We start from the raw sequence: 14,344 nt of genomic DNA, 5'->3' as shown, positions 1-14,344 counted from the left end.
CCACCCGGCGCTGGGGGAGGCACCCCGTCAGCGCCGGGTGGCGCGACCCGCCCCCGCGCCCGCATCCGCGCAGGTGCGAACGGCGTGACGCCCGCCCCTGGCCCTGTAGGGGCCTGTGGCGGGCGTCGAAACCCGGCGCGCCGGCCGGCGTCACACCGTGCGCACCTCGGACAGCGGAACCGGCCGGTGCCCCCGCAGGGACAGCGTGGCGGCCTCCGCGATCCACCCCGCCTCCAGCGCGTCCTCGATCGTGCAGGGCGACGGCCGCGCCCCGGCCACGACCTCCGTGAACGCCGCCAGCTCCGCCCGGTACGCGTCGGCGAACCGGTCCATGAAGAAGTCGTGCGGTGTCCCCGCGGGGAACGTCGCCCCCGGCTCCGCCGACCGCATCGGCAGCTTGTCGTCCAGGCCGACCGCCAGCGAGTCCGAGAACCCGTGCAGCTCCAGCCGTACGTCGTAGCCGCGTCCGTTGTGACGGGAGTTGGACACCACCGCGATCGTGCCGTCGTCCAGCGTGAGCACCGCCCCGGTCGTGTCCGCGTCCCCCGCCTCGCGGATGTAGTCCGCACCCCGGTTGCCGCCGACGGCGTACACCTCGGTGACCTCGCGGCCCGTCACCCAGCGGATGATGTCGAAGTCGTGCACCGAGCAGTCCCGGAAGATGCCGCCCGACGCGGCGACGTACGCGGCCGGCGGCGGCGCCGGGTCGAGCGTGGTCGCCCGCACCGTGTGCAGCGTGCCCAGCTCACCCGACCGCACGGCGTCCCGCGCCGCCGTGAACCCGGCGTCGAAGCGGCGGTTGTAGCCGATGTGCACGGGTACGTCGCTGTCCTGTACGAACCGCAGCACCTCCAGGCCCTCCGCCATGGAGCGGGCGACGGGCTTCTCGCAGAAGACGGGCACACCGGCCCGTACACCCGCCCGGATCAGTTCCGGGTGGGCGTCGGTGGCGGCAGCGACGACGATGCCGTCCACGCCGGCGGCGAGCAGGGCCTCGGGCGAGTCCACGACCTCGGCCCCGAACCGCTCGCCGGCGGCCTTGGCGGCCTCCGCGAACGGGTCGGTGACGACGAGGGAGTCGACGGCGTCGAGCGCTGCCAGGGTCGCGGCGTGGAAGGCCCCGATCCGGCCGAGGCCGAGGATTCCGATACGCATGGTGCTCCTTGAGGGTTGTGCGGTGCGTCGTACGGGCGGTCAGTCGAGGCCGCCCAGGACGTTCTGGTCCCAGTCGATCACCGACCCGGTGACCACACCGGACCGGTCCGACAGCAGGAGGACGACGAAGTCGGCGATCTCGTCCGGCCGGCCCAGCCGCCCCATCGGCAGCCGGGCCCCGGCCTGTTCCCGCCAGTCGTCGCCCGCGCCGTGGAAGGCCCGCTGTGTGGCGTCCTCGCCCTCGGTCGCGGTCCAGCCGATGTTCAGCCCGTTGATCCGGATGCGGTCCCAGCGGTGGGCGTGCGCCGCGTTCCGGGTCAGCCCGGCGAGCCCCGCCTTCGCCGCCACGTACGGCGCGAGGAACGGCTGCCCGCCGTGCGCGGACGACGTGATGACGTTGACGATCGTGCCGGGCGCCTTCCGCGCGAGCATGTCCGCGACCGCGGCCTGCATCGCGAAGAACGGCCCCTTGAGGTTGACCGCGATGTGCCGGTCGAACAGCTCGGGCGTGGTGTCCAGCAGTGTGCCGCGCGCGGTGAGGCCGGCCGCGTTGACCAGGCAGTCCACCCGGCCGTACGCCTCCACCGTGTGCGCCACGGACGCGCGGGCCTGCTCCGCGTCGGCCAGGTCGGCGCGGACGTACCGGGCGGTGCCGCCGGCCGCCGTCAGCTCGCCCACCAGCGCCTCGCCCGGCTCCGGCCGGCGTCCGGTGACCGCCACCGAGGCGCCCTCACGGACCGCGGCCCGCGCGACGGCGGCGCCGACGCCCTGCGTACCGCCGTTGACCAGGACGACCTTGCCGGCCAGCAGGCCAGCCGCCCGCTCGGAGGATGTCGTCATCGGCTCTCCCGTCGTACGGCCGCCGCCCGCAGCGCGACGCGCAGCGCGTCCGGCGTCCACTCCTCGTCGAGCGCCCGCCGTACGAGGTCCGCCTGCGAGGGCGGGGCCATGCCGTCGACGGGCGCGTCGGCGTCGAGGTTCGTGGGGAACGGGTAGCCCTCGGCGCTCGCCGCGACCACCCGGTGCAGCCAGGCCCGCCCTGCGCCCTCCGCCTTCCGCCGCAGCAGCACCGGGTACACGGCGTTCACGACGGCCTCGCGGTCCACGGTCTCCATGGCACGCCCGAACGCGGAGGAGATCTGCAGCAGGTTCGCCATGCGCCGGATGCCGGCCGAGCGGTTGCCGCCGGCCGCGTGGAACAGCGCCGGGTTGAAGAACACCGCGTCGCCCTTGGCGAGCGGCAGCTGCACATGATGCCGGTCGAAGTACTCCTGGAACTCCGGCAGCCGCCACGCCAGATAGCCCGGCTCGTAGCGCTGCGAGTACGGCAGGTACAGCGTCGGCCCCGACTCGACCGGCATGTCGCAGTGCGCCACCGCGCCCTGAAGGGTGAGCACGGGGGAGAGGCGGTGCACATGCGCCGGGTAGGCGGCGGCGACCTTTGACGGCAGGAAGCCCAGGTGGTAGTCGCGGTGGGCGGTCTGCGCGGCGCCGCCCGGGTTGACGACGTTGATCTGCGAGGTCACCTGGTAGCCGGGGCCGAGCCACGCGTCGGCGGCCAGCGCCAGGACGTCGTTCGCGTAGTAGTCGACGAACACCTCCGGGTCGTGCAGGGCCGCCTTCTCCAGCGCGTTCCACACCCGGTCGTTGGCGCCGGGCGGAGCGAAATGGTCGCCCGCCCGGCCGCCGGATGCCCGCTGCCGGGCGATCAGCGCGTCGAACACGGCTGTCGCCCGGTCCACGACCGACGGTTCGAACGCGCCGCGGAACACGGCAACGCCGGGCCCGTCGGTGAGGGTGCGGACCAGCTCGTCCCGCAGTCCCTCCCGGTCGGTGGCACGCCGGGCGTCGTAGACGGGCACGCCCTGCTCCACGGCGACGGCGTGCGGATGGTCGGCGGGGTCGGTCGTGCGCTCGACGAGCGCGCGGAAGGCGTCGAGGCCGCAGTCGCGCTCCGAGAACCGGGCACGGCGGGTGTCGGTGAGGGACATCGTCGTCCTTTCGGTGACAGGGGCACCGCAGCCCTGCCATTCTTGTCCTGACAAACCCGTCGGACAATCATCGGCCGGCCATCAAAAACCCCTCAGCGACGGCCGGGGGCAGGAAGGACACGACACATGGGCCACCCCTTCCCGATCAGGGAGATCGCACGTCAGGCGGGGCTCAGCGAGGCCACCGTGGACCGTGTCCTGAACGGCAGGGGAGGGGTCCGCGCCAGCACCGCGCAGGAGGTGCACCGGGCCATCGCCGACCTGGACCGCCAGCGCACCCAGGTCCGCCTCGTCGGCCGCACCTTCATGACCGACATCGTGATGCAGGCACCGGAACGCTTCACGACGGCCGTACGCGCCGCCCTGGAGGCCGAACTGCCGTCCCTGCACCCGGCCGTGCTGCGCTGCCGCTTCCACTTCCGGGAGACCGGGCCGGTGGAGGAGCTGGTGCGCACCCTGGACCGGATCGCCCGGCGCGGCTCGCAAGGCGTGATCCTCAAGGCGCCCGACGTCCCCGAGGCCGCGGCGGCTGTCGCCCGGCTGGCCGCCGCGGGCATTCCCGTCGTCACTCTCGTCACCGACCTGCCGTCCAGCCCCCGCGTCGGCTACGTCGGCATCGACAACCGGGCGGCCGGCGCGACCGCCGCGTACCTGATGGGGCAGTGGCTCGGCGACCGGCCCGGGCATGTCCTCACCAGCCTCAGCAGCGGCTTCTTCCGCAACGAGGAGGAACGCGAGATGGGTTTCCGCAGCGTCATGCGGGCCCGGCACCCCGGCCGCCGGCTGGTGGAGATCGCCGAGGGGCAGGGCCTGGACGCCACCCAGTACGACCTCGTGCGCGCCGCCCTCGAACGCGACCCGGACATCCGCGCCGTCTACTCCATCGGCGGCGGCAACATCGCCACCCTGCGCGCCTTCGACGACCTGGGCCGCACCTGCGACGTGTTCGTCGCGCACGACCTCGACCACGACAACACCCGTCTGCTGCGCGAGCACCGTCTGTCCGCCGTGCTCCACCACGACCTGCGCCAGGACGTACGGGAGGCCTGCCGCCTCGTGATGCGTGCCCACGGCGCCCTGCCGCCCGAGGGGCCGGTGCTGCCGTCGGCGATCCAGGTGGTCACGCCGTACAACGTGCCGCCGCAGGCCGGGAAGGGGCCCGTATGACGCCCGGAGGACGTACCGAGCACGTCGAGATCGACGGCGTGCCCTTCACCGTGACGCTGCGCCCGCGCGGCCCGGTCGGGCTGCTCGCCCTGCACGCCGACAACGAGGGCGGTACGGGGGAACTGGCCGAGGAGGCCGGCGAGCGCTGCGGCGCCACCACCCTCGTCTTTCGCCAGCCCGGCGTCCCCGACCCCGTGCACCTGACGTCCCCGAGGATGGCCGACGCAGGCGTGCTGCTGCGGGAGTTCCTCGCGCACGTCACGGTCACCGTGTCCCTGCACGGGCACATGCGCCGCACCGCCGAACGCACCCTCTTCCTCGGCGGACGCAACCGCTCGGCCGCCCGCCGCCTCGCCTGGACGCTGCGCGCCCTGCGCCCCGAGTTCCACACCGTCACCGACCTGGAGCGCATCCCCGCCGCACTGCGCGGACTGCACCCCCGCAACCCGGTCAACCTCGCCCGGGACGCGGGCGTGCAGGTCGAACTGCCGCTGCTCGCCCGCACCTCGGGCGCCGACGACGTCCCGCCGCCGCACGTCGTCGACGCGCTGACGGCGGGCGTACGGCTGCTCAGGGCCGGACGCTGACCCAGCCGCCGCTCTCCGCCGAGCGGAGCATCGCGTCCAGCGCCGCCGCGCTGTGCACCGCGTCCGTGAGCGTCGTGCCGTACGGGGTGTTCTCGGTGACCGAGCGGAGGAACCGGTACGCCTCGATGACCTTCAGATCGTCGTAGCCCATCGCGTTGGCGGCGCCCGGCTGGAACGCCGCGTACTCGCCTGCGCCCGGCCCGACGTACACCGTGCTCACCGGCTGGTCCTGGTAGGCGGTGCCGCGGCTGACGCCCAGCTCGTTCATGCGGCGGAAGTCCCAGAAGACGGCGCCGCGGGTGCCGTGCACCTCGAAGCCGTAGTTGTTCTGCTCGCCCACCGACACCCGGCACGCCTCCAGCACCCCTCGGGCGCCGGAGGCGAACCGCAGCAGACAGCTGACGTAGTCCTCGTTCTCCACGGGGCCCGGCTCACCGCCCGCGGCACGCGCGTGACCGGCGGTCGCCTCCGCCGGGCGGGCCCGCTCCGGCACGAACACGGCCGTGTCCGCGGTGAGGGCGTCGATCTCGCCGAGCAGGAACCGCGCCAGGTCCACGCCGTGCGAGGCGAGGTCGCCGAGGACGCCGCTGCCGCCGCGCGCCCGCTCGTACCGCCAGGTCAGAGCCCCCTCCGGATGGGCGGCGTAGTCGCTGAACAGCCGCACGCGCGCGTGCGTGACGGTGCCGATCTCACCGGAGGCGATCAGATCGCGGGCGGCCTCCACGGCGGGCGCGTTGCGGTAGTTGAAGCCGACCGAGCCCTGGACGCCGGCGGCGGCGACCGCGTCGGCGACCGCGCGAGCGTCCGACGCGTCCAGGCCCACCGGCTTCTCGATCCACAGATGCTTGCCGGCCTCGGCCAGCGCGACACCGATCTCCCGGTGCAGGAAGTTCGGCGCGGTCACACTGACCGCGTCCACGCGCGGATCGGCCGCGATCTCCCGCCAGTCACGGGTCGCCGTCCCGAACCCGTACCGCTCCGCGGCCTCCTCCGCCCGCCCCGGCACCTCCTCGGCCACCGCGACGAGCTTTGGCCGCACACCGAGGTGCGGGAAATGATGCGGCACGCGCGTGTACGCCTGCGTGTGCACCCGGCCCATCCAGCCGAACCCGACGACGGCGACCCCCAGCGTGCGCACCGACATGACAGCCCCTGTTCCTCTTGGACCGGTCCAAAACCTTGGACCCCACCCTCACGACAGCTCTGCTCGCCTGTCAACCCCTTTGACAAGGCGTGTCGGCACATGGAACGGTCCATCCCATGAAGCAGCCGACGATCCGCGACGTGGCCGAACGGGCCGGGGTCTCCAAGTCGCTGGTCTCCCTGGTGCTGCGCGGCTCCGACCAGGTACGGCCGGAGAAACGCGACGCCGTGCTGGCCGCCGTACGCGAACTCGGCTACCGGCCCAACAACGCCGCCCGCAGCCTCAGCGAACGCCGCACCCGCACGGTCGGCGTGCTCCTGCACGACCTGCGCAACCCCTGGTACGTGGAACTCCTCGACGGACTCAACTCACCCCTGCACACCGCCGGTCTGCGCATGCTGCTCGCCGACGCCCGCCTCGGCCGCCGCACCGGCCACGGCCCCGCCGAGCCCTTCGTCGACCTGGGGGTGGACGGCCTGGTCGTCGTCGGCACCCTGCCCGACCCGGCCGCGCTCGCCCCCGTCGCGGAACGCCTCCCGGTCGTCGTCGCCGGAGCCCGCGAACCGGTGCTGCCCCGGGTGGACGTCGTCGCCGGCGACGACGAGGCGGGCGCCCGCCTGGTGACGGAACACCTCGCCGCACTCGGCCACCGCCGCGTCGCGCACATCGCGGGCCACGGCGCGGTGGCCGCTTTGCGCCGCGCCGGGTTCGAGACGACGGCCCGCGAGCGCGGCCTGGACGTGACGGTCGAACAGGCGGACCTGACGGAGGAGGGCGGCCACCGCGCCGCCGTACGCCTCCTCGCCCGCCCCGACCGCCCCACGGCCGTCTTCGCGGTGAACGACATGACCGCCGTCGGCGTCCTGTCCGCCGCCGAGGAACTCGGCCTGCGCGTCCCGCGGGACGTCTCGGTCGCCGGCTACGACAACACGGCGATCTCCCGCCTGCGTCACGTGTGGCTCACCACCGTCGACAACGCCGGCCACGAGGTCGGCCACCGCGCCGCCCGCCGCCTCCTGGACCGCCTCGACGACCGTGCCGGAGACGGCCGCCTCGACCTGTGCTCCCCCGCGCTGGAGACCCGCGGCACGACCGCGCCCCCGCTCACAGACTGATCGCGTAGACCTTCCGCAGCGTCTCGTGCACGGTCCACCTGGTCCGGTCCCCGGCGCGCAGCACCGCCATGTCCCCCGGCCCGACCCGCAGCACGGGCCCGCCCTCGACCTCGATCGTCGCCGACCCGCTCAGCACGACGAACATCTCGTCGGCCTCCGTGTCGGTGACGACACCGGGCGTGATCTGCCAGATCCCCCGCATCTGCCGCCCGTCCGGCGACTCCCACACCACCTTCCCGCTCACCTCGGGCGACCCCGACACGATCTGCGCGGGGTCGAGCGGCTCGGGCTCGAGTTCGGCATCGGCGATGCCCACGACGAAGGACTGCTCCATACCCCGAACCTAACGGCCCCCACCCCGCCACCGGTCCCGACAGGCTGTACGGATCTTCACCGGCGGCGGGACAGTTCGTCGCGTGTCGCAGCTGGATGCGTACTACAGTTTCCCGCCTGCGACATGTCACCTCGTGTCGTGAGATGAGCATCCGAGGGCGGGATGCCGTGCCCGGGTGCGCTGTGGCCTGTGGGGGGCTTTGTGCAAGACATGGTCAAGGGGCAGAACGTGTCCCTGGCGTCCCTGAGCGAGGACGTGGGTTCCGTGATGGTCGGCCTGGGCTGGTCCAGCCCGACCGGTGAAGGGGACGCGGATGTGTCGGTCCTGCTGCTGAACGACGACGGGAAGGTGCGCAGCGACGCCGACTTCTACTTCTACAACAACCCGGTGGCCGCCGACGGCAGCGTGCAACTGCTCGGCAAGGTGCCCACGGAGGACGGCGACGAGGACCGTATCGGCTTCGACCTGACGGCTGTCCCGGCCGACGTGGAGCGGATCGTCGTGGCCGCGAGCCGCTACCGGGGCGCCCGCTTCGGGGAACTGGACGACGTGCGTGTCGTGCTCGCGGACGCGGGCGGTGAGACCCTCCTGCGCTTCGCCATCGACGACGCGGACGAGGTCAGCGCGATCATCTTCGGTGAGCTGTACCGGCGTGGGGACGACTGGAAGTTCCGCGCCGTCGGTCAGGGCTACGCCTCCGGCCTCGCGGGTCTGGCGACCGACTTCGGCGTGGACGTCGACGACGCCGACACCGAGGACGACGCGCCGACGGGTGGTGAGCCCACCAGCACTCCGGCGACCGAGGACACGACCGTGCCGGGCACGGCGGGGGCGGACGGCCGAGGCGTCGCGCCCGCCGCTTCCGTGCCTGCGGGGCCCGGACCGGTGCTGGAGGCCGTACCCGCACCCCGCCGTCCGGCGGACGAGCCGCCCCGGCAGAAGGCCGCCGCACGCCCGCGCACGGCGAAGAAGAAGGTGACCCTGCCCGCCCGGCCCGCGAAGACCCTCGCGGAGAACGACTCCTGGAAGCAGGCCCGTCTCTTCCCCGTCTCCGCGCTCAAGAGCGACCGCGACCGCGAGATGCGGGCCACCTCCGTCCTGTTGTCGGTGATGGCTCAGGTCCCGGAGTTCGGACGGCGGCTCACCGCCGCGTTCGGCGCCCCGGCGGGCCGGATGGAGACGTTCACCGAGGTGTCGCTGCCGCACGGCGACACCCCGCGCCGCCCCGACGGCGTCATCCGGGTCGAACGGGCCGGCAAGCTCTGGACGGCGCTGGTCGAGACCAAGACCAACGGGAACGCGCTCAAGGCCGAGCAGGTGCAGGCGTACACGGACATAGCGGCCCGGCGCGGTTACGAGGCCGTCGTCACGCTGTCCAACGACGTGGCGCTCGAAGGCAGCCCACTGGTCGACGTCAAGATCGACAAGCGGCGCAAGCACAAGGTGGCACTCTGGCACCTGTCCTGGGCCGAAGTCGCGCACCAGGCGCAGATGCTCATCCGACACGAGGGTGTCCGCAACGCCGCCCACGCCTGGTTGCTCCAGGAACTCCTCCACTACCTCCAGCACGACAACTCCGGCTGCCACGGCTTCCAGAACATGGGCCCGGCCTGGGTGCCCGTCCGCAACGGCATCGACGACGAAACCCTGTGCCAGGGAGACCCGCGCGCCCTGGAGGTGGTGGAGAGCTGGGAGCGGCTGGTCCGCCAGGTCTGTCTGCGCCTCGGCGGAGAACTCGGGCAGAAGGTGCTGCCGGTGCAGCGTTCCCGGCGGGGCACCGATCCGCAGCAGCGCCGCCGCCGCCTCGCCGACCAACTGTGCCTCGACGGGCGCCTCCAGGCCGAACTGCGCATCGACGGCACCCCCGGTGTACTGGCGCTCACCGCGGACCTGCGGACCGGCAAGCTGCGTACGTCCATCGAGATCCCCGCGCCCGAGCAGGGCTATCCGCTGTCCTGGGCCAAGCGGCTCGTCCGGCAGCTGGCCGAGGCACCGGCGGATCTGCACGTCGAGACGCTCGTCGACAGCGAGACCGGCGGGCCCCGGGGCACCCTGGAGCGCCTCCGGCCCGAACCCGGTGATCTGCTGCCCAAGGACAGCGGCGTCCGTATCACGGGTTTCCGGCTGTCCCTCTTCAAGGGCATGGGCAGCGGCCGGGGCAACGCCGAATCCGGCTTCATCCGCAGCGTCGACGACGCCGTACAGCGCTTCTACACCAGCGTCGTCGTGCACCTGGACCGGACCGCCTCCCGCCGTGCACCGGCGAAGGAAACGACCGGCTGACGGCCCTGCCGCCTGTCTCCCGGCCACCGCGGCCCCGGCGCCCGCGCTCATGCCCTGCGAGGGCGGCGCGGGCACCGGGCCGTACGGGTGCCGGGCGAGCGGCTCACGGCGTACGGCGGCAGCGTTCGCACCCGGCCGCACGCCCGCGCGCGCCGCGCGAAACGCCGTACACCGAGCCTGGCACGCGCAGGTGTGCCAGGCTCGGACGGGACAGGCGTCAGCAACACCGCAGGAGCAGCCCATGATCGACGTCGACCGGCAGATCGACGCCGTCGAACGCGCCACCGGCCGCCGCGCCTTCCGCGCCGCGGAGGTCCGCGCGGTCACCCTCGCCCAGAGCCACGACCTGCCCGCCGAGGCGCTCTGGGACGCCTGCACCGACCCCGAGCGGATCCCGCGCTGGTTCCTGCCGGTCGAAGGGGAGCTGCGCCAGGGCGGCAAGTACCAGCTCCAGGGCAACGCAGGCGGCACGATCGAACACTGCGCACCGCCCGAGAGCTTCACCGCCACGTGGGAGTACGGCGGTGACATCAGCTGGATCGAGCTGCGGCTGACACCTGAGGGCACCGCCCGCACCCGGCTGCGGCTGGACCACCTCTTCCCGCTCGACGACCCCAAGTGGGCGGACTACGGGCCCGGTGCCGTCGGCGTCGGCTGGGACATGACCTTCGCGGGGCTGTCCCTGCACCTGACGACGGACCGGCCCAACGACCCGGACGCGTTCATGGCCTGGGCCGGCTCGCCGGAGGGCCGCCGCTTCGTGACGGCGAGCAGCGAGCGCTGGTACGCCGCGACCGTCCTGAGCGGCGAGGACACGGCCCGGGCCCGCGCCTGGGCCGACCGCACTACCGCCGCGTACACGGGCGAGGCGGGCTGACCAAGGGCGCGAAACCCTCAGCCGGAGCCGGAGCCGGAGCCGGAGCCGGAGCCGGAGCCGGAGCCGGGGCGGATGCGGAAGCTGAAGCCGATGCCGGAGCCGGACCGGCCGCCGAGGCCGACGACGCCGGCGAGGCCACCAAAGCCGCCGGGCTTCCCAGCAGCCCCGCCCCGCGTCACCGCGCCGGCGGGCCCGCCCCGGTCGGCGCCTCAGCGGGCCCGCCCCGGTCGGCGCCTCAGCGGGCCGCCCGTACCCCGTCCAGCGCGATCGCCAGCACACGGTCGCGCTGTGCGTCGTCCATGAACGTCGTCGCCGTGACGCCCGCGACCAGGCGCAGCAGGTCGCCGAAGTCCATGTCCGTGCGCGCCGCGCCCGTGCGCTGTGCCCGTTCGAACAGCGGGCCGCCGGCGGCGTACAGCGACTCCCGGCAGGCCTGGAAGATCTCCGACTCGCCCTCCAGCGCCTCACGGACCGCGCGCTTGGTGACCATGTAGCCGGCGAACCGGCCCAGCCATGCCGTCAGCGCCTCCCACGGCTCCTGGTCTGCGACCTCCAGAGCCGCCTGGCACAGGGCGTTGACATCGTCGGCGTACACGCTCTCGAACAGATCCCGCCGGGTGGGGAAGTTGCGGTACAGGGTGCCGATACCCACTCCCGCGCGGCCGGCGATGTCCTCCAGGGACGCCTCGGCGCCGTGCTCGGCGAACGCCTCGCGGGCGGCGGCGAGCAACGCGTCGTAGTTGCGTGCCGCGTCCTTACGGTGCGGGCGGCGCGCCGCGACGATCTCGCTGACGGGGAACGACGGGGACGTCACGTGGGCCTCCCGAGGCGGACGGTTGAACCGGAGGGGTGCCTCCGTTAGAGTGGAGGGGTACCTCCACTTTAGCAGTGGGGGCCTGATCTCCCTGCCCGGAGTGCGCCGTACCGACGCGCACCCGCGGCATACCACTGCCTTCTGTCCCTCACATCTTCCACGTCTTCCACGTCCGCTGCGTCTGCTACGTCTTCGCGTCCGATCTCGGCTCTTTCGTGTCCGGAGAGGCCTTCTCATGCCCAGCAAGTCCACCCGCCCTACCTTCGCGGTCCTCGCGACGGGTGCGGGCGTGTTCGCCATGCTGCAATCGCTGATCGCGCCGGCCCTGCCGACCGTCCAGCACGCCCTGCACACCTCGCAGTCCACCGCGACCTGGGTGATGACGGCATATCTGCTGTCCGCCAGCGTCTTCACCCCCATTCTCGGCCGGGTCGGCGACCTCGTCGGCAAGAAGCGCACCCTGGTCGCCGTCCTGGTGGCGGTGCTGGCCGGCTGTCTGCTCGCCGCGCTCGCTCCGACGATCGGCGTGCTGGTCGTCGCCCGGGTCGTGCAGGGCGCCGGGGGCGCGCTGGTGCCGCTGTCCTTCGGCATCATCCGCGACGAGTTCGCGCCCCGCGAGGTCCCCGGCAGCATCAGCGCCCTGTCCGCCGTGATCGCGGCGGGCGGCGGTGTCGGCATGGTCGCCGCCGGTCCGATCGTCTCCGCCCTCGACTACCGGTGGCTGTTCTGGATACCCGTCGCCGTCGTCGCCGCCACCGTCCTGATCGCCGTCCGCTACGTCCCCGAGTCGCCCCGCAGGGCGGAGGGAAGCGTCAGCTGGCTCGGTGCCCTGCTTCTGTCGGGGTGGCTGGTGGCGCTGCTGCTGCCGATCAGCCAGGCCGGCGTCTGGGGCTGGGGTTCCGCGCGTACCGTCGGGCTGTTCGTGCTCGCCGCGCTGCTGTTCGCCCTGTGGCTGATCGCCGAGTCCCGCTCCCGCAGCCCCCTCGTCGACCTGCGCGTGATGCGGCTGCCCGCGGTGTGGACGACCAACCTCGCCGCGCTGCTCTTCGGCGCCGGCATGTACGCGATCTGGTCCTTCCTGCCGGGCTTCGTGCAGACCCCGAGCAGCGCGGGATACGGCTTCGGGGCGAGCGTGACCGCGTCCGGGCTGCTCATGCTGCCGATGCTCGTCGCGATGTTCCTCTCCGGCATGCTCAGCGGACGTCTGGAGCCCGTGTTCGGCGCCAAGGCGCTGCTCACCACCGGCGCCGCGCTCGGCGCGCTGTCCTGCGCCATGCTCGCGGTCCGGCACGACCGGCAGTGGCAGATCGCCGTCGCCGCCGGCCTGTTCGGCCTGGGTATCGGCCTCGCGTTCGCGGCGATGGCGAACCTCGTCGTCGCCAGCGTCCCGCCCGACCGGACCGGCGCCGCCACCGGCATGAACGCCAACATCCGCACCATCGGCGGCTCCATCGGCGCCGCGGTGACCGGCGTCCTGGTCACCGGCCGGCTCCAGCCGTCGGGACTGCCGTACGGCTCCGGCTACACCCACGGGTTCACCCTGCTCGCCGTGCTCTGCCTGGCCGCCGCGCTCGCCGCACTGCTCGTCCCGGTCCGCCGCCGTGCCGTGCCCGCCGCGGGACCGGAGAAAGAGCCCGCACCGACCGCCCCGGCGCCCGCACCCGCGCGCGTGCGGTAGTGTTGACCTGCGCGATCTCGCGGCACGCCGCGGGAGACGCGACGGGACGTGGCGCAGCTTGGTAGCGCACTTGACTGGGGGTCAAGGGGTCGCAGGTTCAAATCCTGTCGTCCCGACGGTGAAGTACAAGGTCAGGGCCCTGTTTCGACAGGGCCCTTGATCGTTTTCAGGGCCGCCGTCCCGCAACATCTCACGAACGCGATTGATCAAGGTCAGCCGAGCAGTTCGGCAGCTTCTCTGAACCCGCCTTGCTCACAGCGGTCTCCCGCCGCACCGAGTTCCGTGAGCGCCTCGGGGAACTCCTGCTGGAAGGCGAGGTCTGCTGCGCCGGGCTGTCCTACTGCGTGGCCCTGGCCGGCTTCGGGACGGCTCGCGACGCCGACCTGGTCGCCGCCTACCTGGATCGCTACCTCCGCCGCCCCGACCTCGCGTACGACCAGCCCGTCGCCATGGGCGCTCTCCAGTTCGTCGACCTGAACCTCGGACATGGTCGAGCCGACCGCTTCCGGGAACCGGGGGGCCTGTGGCGGCAATGGCTGAAGGACGCACCTCACATGAAGGGCGACCCGGACCCCAGCCCCCATTACCTGAGCCTTGTCCGGCGGCTCTGCGCGTTCGTCGACGAGTGCGCTGAGATGTCATGACCGCCCCCCTCTCGTGATCTGCGACGGGTGACCGGCGCCCGGCCGGGCCGGCGCCCGTGCCGGGAAACGGTCTCCGGCCGGCGCCCTCGGCTCCTGATCGGACCTGGGCGTCACGGGCGGGCAGCCGAAGCCCCCCGGCGGGCGCGTGGGCGGGCCGCTGTGCGGCGGCCGTGCGTCGTGTGCGCCCGGTGTACCCGCTGCGTGAAGCCGTCCCTCGTGCTGAAACGTTCCCGTGCCGTGCCGGTACGTTTTTCCGGTACGGAAAACCGGGTCGGTGACCGCTTTCCCGAAACGGGTCCGACGCCCTCTTTCTGTTCATGAATAGCATGCGAGGCATCGGCCCGTCGCTTTTCCCGGCAGCTTCATGCAGATGTGTGGACGTCCCTCCGCGCTGTTTGCGGGTCACGGACGGCGGACACCTTTCGGGGCAGGTGTGATGCGTGCTCGGCCCTTGGACAGGAGGCCGGATGAACGTCGACGGGCGCGACCCGTCAAGATCATGTGATTCCACTCGCAAGATCGTGAAGGCCGCGCCCGCATGCCATCCTGCCCGAC

Annotated in this window: 13 protein-coding genes, 1 tRNA gene and 1 pseudogene; 8 read left to right on the top strand and 7 right to left on the bottom strand. The window is 73.0% G+C overall.

All coding sequences use genetic code 11. From position 1 onward, the window contains the following. Positions 1 to 150: 150 nt before the first annotated feature. From MTQ10_RS18770 to MTQ10_RS18760, 3 genes are read right to left on the bottom strand one after another with little or no spacing between them, the layout of a single operon-like run. Entirely contained in the window at positions 151 to 1,155 is a 1,005-nt protein-coding gene (locus tag MTQ10_RS18770; protein WP_247469542.1) for a Gfo/Idh/MocA family protein, read from the bottom strand. Between the two features lie 39 nt (positions 1,156 to 1,194). Further along, positions 1,195 to 1,995, bottom strand: coding sequence for an SDR family oxidoreductase (locus MTQ10_RS18765; protein ID WP_247469541.1), 801 nt, complete (start codon positions 1,993 to 1,995; stop codon positions 1,195 to 1,197). Beyond that, on the bottom strand, positions 1,992 to 3,146 hold the full coding sequence (locus tag MTQ10_RS18760; RefSeq protein ID WP_247469540.1) for a phytanoyl-CoA dioxygenase family protein: 1,155 nt from the start codon (positions 3,144 to 3,146) through the stop codon (positions 1,992 to 1,994). The genes MTQ10_RS18765 and MTQ10_RS18760 overlap by 4 nt, the downstream gene beginning before the upstream one ends. Positions 3,147 to 3,272: 126 nt before the next feature. On the opposite strand from MTQ10_RS18760, the gene MTQ10_RS18755 reads away from it, so the two are divergent. Together MTQ10_RS18755 and MTQ10_RS18750 are read left to right on the top strand one after the other, a co-directional pair. Then, positions 3,273 to 4,313, top strand: coding sequence for a LacI family DNA-binding transcriptional regulator (locus MTQ10_RS18755; RefSeq protein ID WP_247469539.1), 1,041 nt, complete (start codon positions 3,273 to 3,275; stop codon positions 4,311 to 4,313). After that, positions 4,310 to 4,900: a poly-gamma-glutamate hydrolase family protein gene (locus tag MTQ10_RS18750; protein WP_247469538.1), complete on the top strand. Its 591-nt coding sequence runs from the start codon at positions 4,310 to 4,312 to the stop codon at positions 4,898 to 4,900. Before MTQ10_RS18755 ends, MTQ10_RS18750 begins: the two co-directional genes overlap by 4 nt. Here MTQ10_RS18750 and MTQ10_RS18745 read toward each other — a convergent pair. Next, positions 4,884 to 6,044, bottom strand: coding sequence for a Gfo/Idh/MocA family protein (locus MTQ10_RS18745; protein WP_247469537.1), 1,161 nt, complete (start codon positions 6,042 to 6,044; stop codon positions 4,884 to 4,886). The two genes, MTQ10_RS18750 and MTQ10_RS18745, sit on opposite strands and share 17 nt — an antisense overlap. Positions 6,045 to 6,160: 116 nt before the next feature. Here MTQ10_RS18745 and MTQ10_RS18740 point away from each other — a divergent pair, with 116 nt between their 5' ends. Beyond that, entirely contained in the window at positions 6,161 to 7,159 is a 999-nt protein-coding gene (locus MTQ10_RS18740; protein ID WP_247469536.1) for a LacI family DNA-binding transcriptional regulator, read from the top strand. Here the strand turns inward: MTQ10_RS18740 and MTQ10_RS18735 are convergent. Continuing rightward, positions 7,149 to 7,493, bottom strand: coding sequence for a cupin domain-containing protein (locus MTQ10_RS18735; RefSeq protein ID WP_247469535.1), 345 nt, complete (start codon positions 7,491 to 7,493; stop codon positions 7,149 to 7,151). The genes MTQ10_RS18740 and MTQ10_RS18735 overlap by 11 nt on opposite strands. A gap of 210 nt (positions 7,494 to 7,703) precedes the next feature. On the opposite strand from MTQ10_RS18735, the gene MTQ10_RS18730 reads away from it, so the two are divergent. Together MTQ10_RS18730 and MTQ10_RS18725 are read left to right on the top strand one after the other, a co-directional pair. Continuing rightward, positions 7,704 to 9,776 (top strand): TerD family protein, encoded by a 2,073-nt coding sequence (locus MTQ10_RS18730; RefSeq protein ID WP_247469534.1) that lies wholly within the window; start codon positions 7,704 to 7,706, stop codon positions 9,774 to 9,776. Positions 9,777 to 10,017: 241 nt separating this feature from the next. After that, the gene (locus tag MTQ10_RS18725; protein ID WP_247469533.1) at positions 10,018 to 10,653 is read left to right on the top strand and encodes an SRPBCC family protein; all 636 of its coding nucleotides are present in this window, start codon (positions 10,018 to 10,020) and stop codon (positions 10,651 to 10,653) included. Between the two features lie 17 nt (positions 10,654 to 10,670). Here MTQ10_RS18725 and MTQ10_RS18720 read toward each other — a convergent pair whose 3' ends face one another. Beyond that, on the bottom strand, positions 10,671 to 10,832 hold the full coding sequence (locus MTQ10_RS18720) for a hypothetical protein (protein WP_247469532.1): 162 nt from the start codon (positions 10,830 to 10,832) through the stop codon (positions 10,671 to 10,673). A 56-nt stretch (positions 10,833 to 10,888) separates the two neighbouring features. Then, entirely contained in the window at positions 10,889 to 11,467 is a 579-nt protein-coding gene (locus MTQ10_RS18715) for a TetR/AcrR family transcriptional regulator (protein ID WP_247469531.1), read from the bottom strand. Positions 11,468 to 11,702: 235 nt separating this feature from the next. Between MTQ10_RS18715 and MTQ10_RS18710 the strand changes: the two genes are divergently transcribed. From MTQ10_RS18710 to MTQ10_RS18700, 3 genes and pseudogenes are all read left to right on the top strand, one after another. After that, a complete protein-coding gene (locus tag MTQ10_RS18710; RefSeq protein WP_247469530.1) occupies positions 11,703 to 13,145 on the top strand; it encodes an MFS transporter in 1,443 nt (480 codons plus the stop codon). Positions 13,146 to 13,187: 42 nt separating this feature from the next. Then, a tRNA-Pro gene (locus MTQ10_RS18705) sits at positions 13,188 to 13,261 on the top strand. Positions 13,262 to 13,390: 129 nt separating this feature from the next. Further along, positions 13,391 to 13,789, top strand: a pseudogene (locus MTQ10_RS18700) (DUF6000 family protein); the annotation flags it as partial. Between the last annotated feature and the right edge of the window lie 555 nt (positions 13,790 to 14,344).

The sequence above is a fragment of the Streptomyces sp. XM83C genome (assembly GCF_023072675.1).
In the GTDB taxonomy this organism is placed as follows: domain Bacteria; phylum Actinomycetota; class Actinomycetes; order Streptomycetales; family Streptomycetaceae; genus Streptomyces; species Streptomyces thermocoprophilus.
Note: the sequence above shows the minus strand (reverse complement) of the source record. Positions and strands in the feature narration are given on the sequence as shown.

Excerpts from the sequence above, each read along its gene's own strand:
- MTQ10_RS18760 (WP_247469540.1), bottom strand. The coding sequence starts at position 3,146 with ATGTCCCTCACCGACACCCGCCGTGCCCGGTTCTCGGAGCGCGACTGC.
- MTQ10_RS18755 (WP_247469539.1), top strand. The coding sequence starts at position 3,273 with ATGGGCCACCCCTTCCCGATCAGGGAGATCGCACGTCAGGCGGGGCTC.
- MTQ10_RS18725 (WP_247469533.1), top strand. The coding sequence starts at position 10,018 with ATGATCGACGTCGACCGGCAGATCGACGCCGTCGAACGCGCCACCGGC.
- MTQ10_RS18770 (WP_247469542.1), bottom strand. The coding sequence starts at position 1,155 with ATGCGTATCGGAATCCTCGGCCTCGGCCGGATCGGGGCCTTCCACGCC.
- MTQ10_RS18745 (WP_247469537.1), bottom strand. The coding sequence starts at position 6,044 with ATGTCGGTGCGCACGCTGGGGGTCGCCGTCGTCGGGTTCGGCTGGATG.
- MTQ10_RS18710 (WP_247469530.1), top strand. The coding sequence starts at position 11,703 with ATGCCCAGCAAGTCCACCCGCCCTACCTTCGCGGTCCTCGCGACGGGT.
- MTQ10_RS18765 (WP_247469541.1), bottom strand. The coding sequence starts at position 1,995 with ATGACGACATCCTCCGAGCGGGCGGCTGGCCTGCTGGCCGGCAAGGTC.
- MTQ10_RS18750 (WP_247469538.1), top strand. The coding sequence starts at position 4,310 with ATGACGCCCGGAGGACGTACCGAGCACGTCGAGATCGACGGCGTGCCC.
- MTQ10_RS18730 (WP_247469534.1), top strand. The coding sequence starts at position 7,704 with ATGGTCAAGGGGCAGAACGTGTCCCTGGCGTCCCTGAGCGAGGACGTG.
- MTQ10_RS18740 (WP_247469536.1), top strand. The coding sequence starts at position 6,161 with ATGAAGCAGCCGACGATCCGCGACGTGGCCGAACGGGCCGGGGTCTCC.
- MTQ10_RS18735 (WP_247469535.1), bottom strand. The coding sequence starts at position 7,493 with ATGGAGCAGTCCTTCGTCGTGGGCATCGCCGATGCCGAACTCGAGCCC.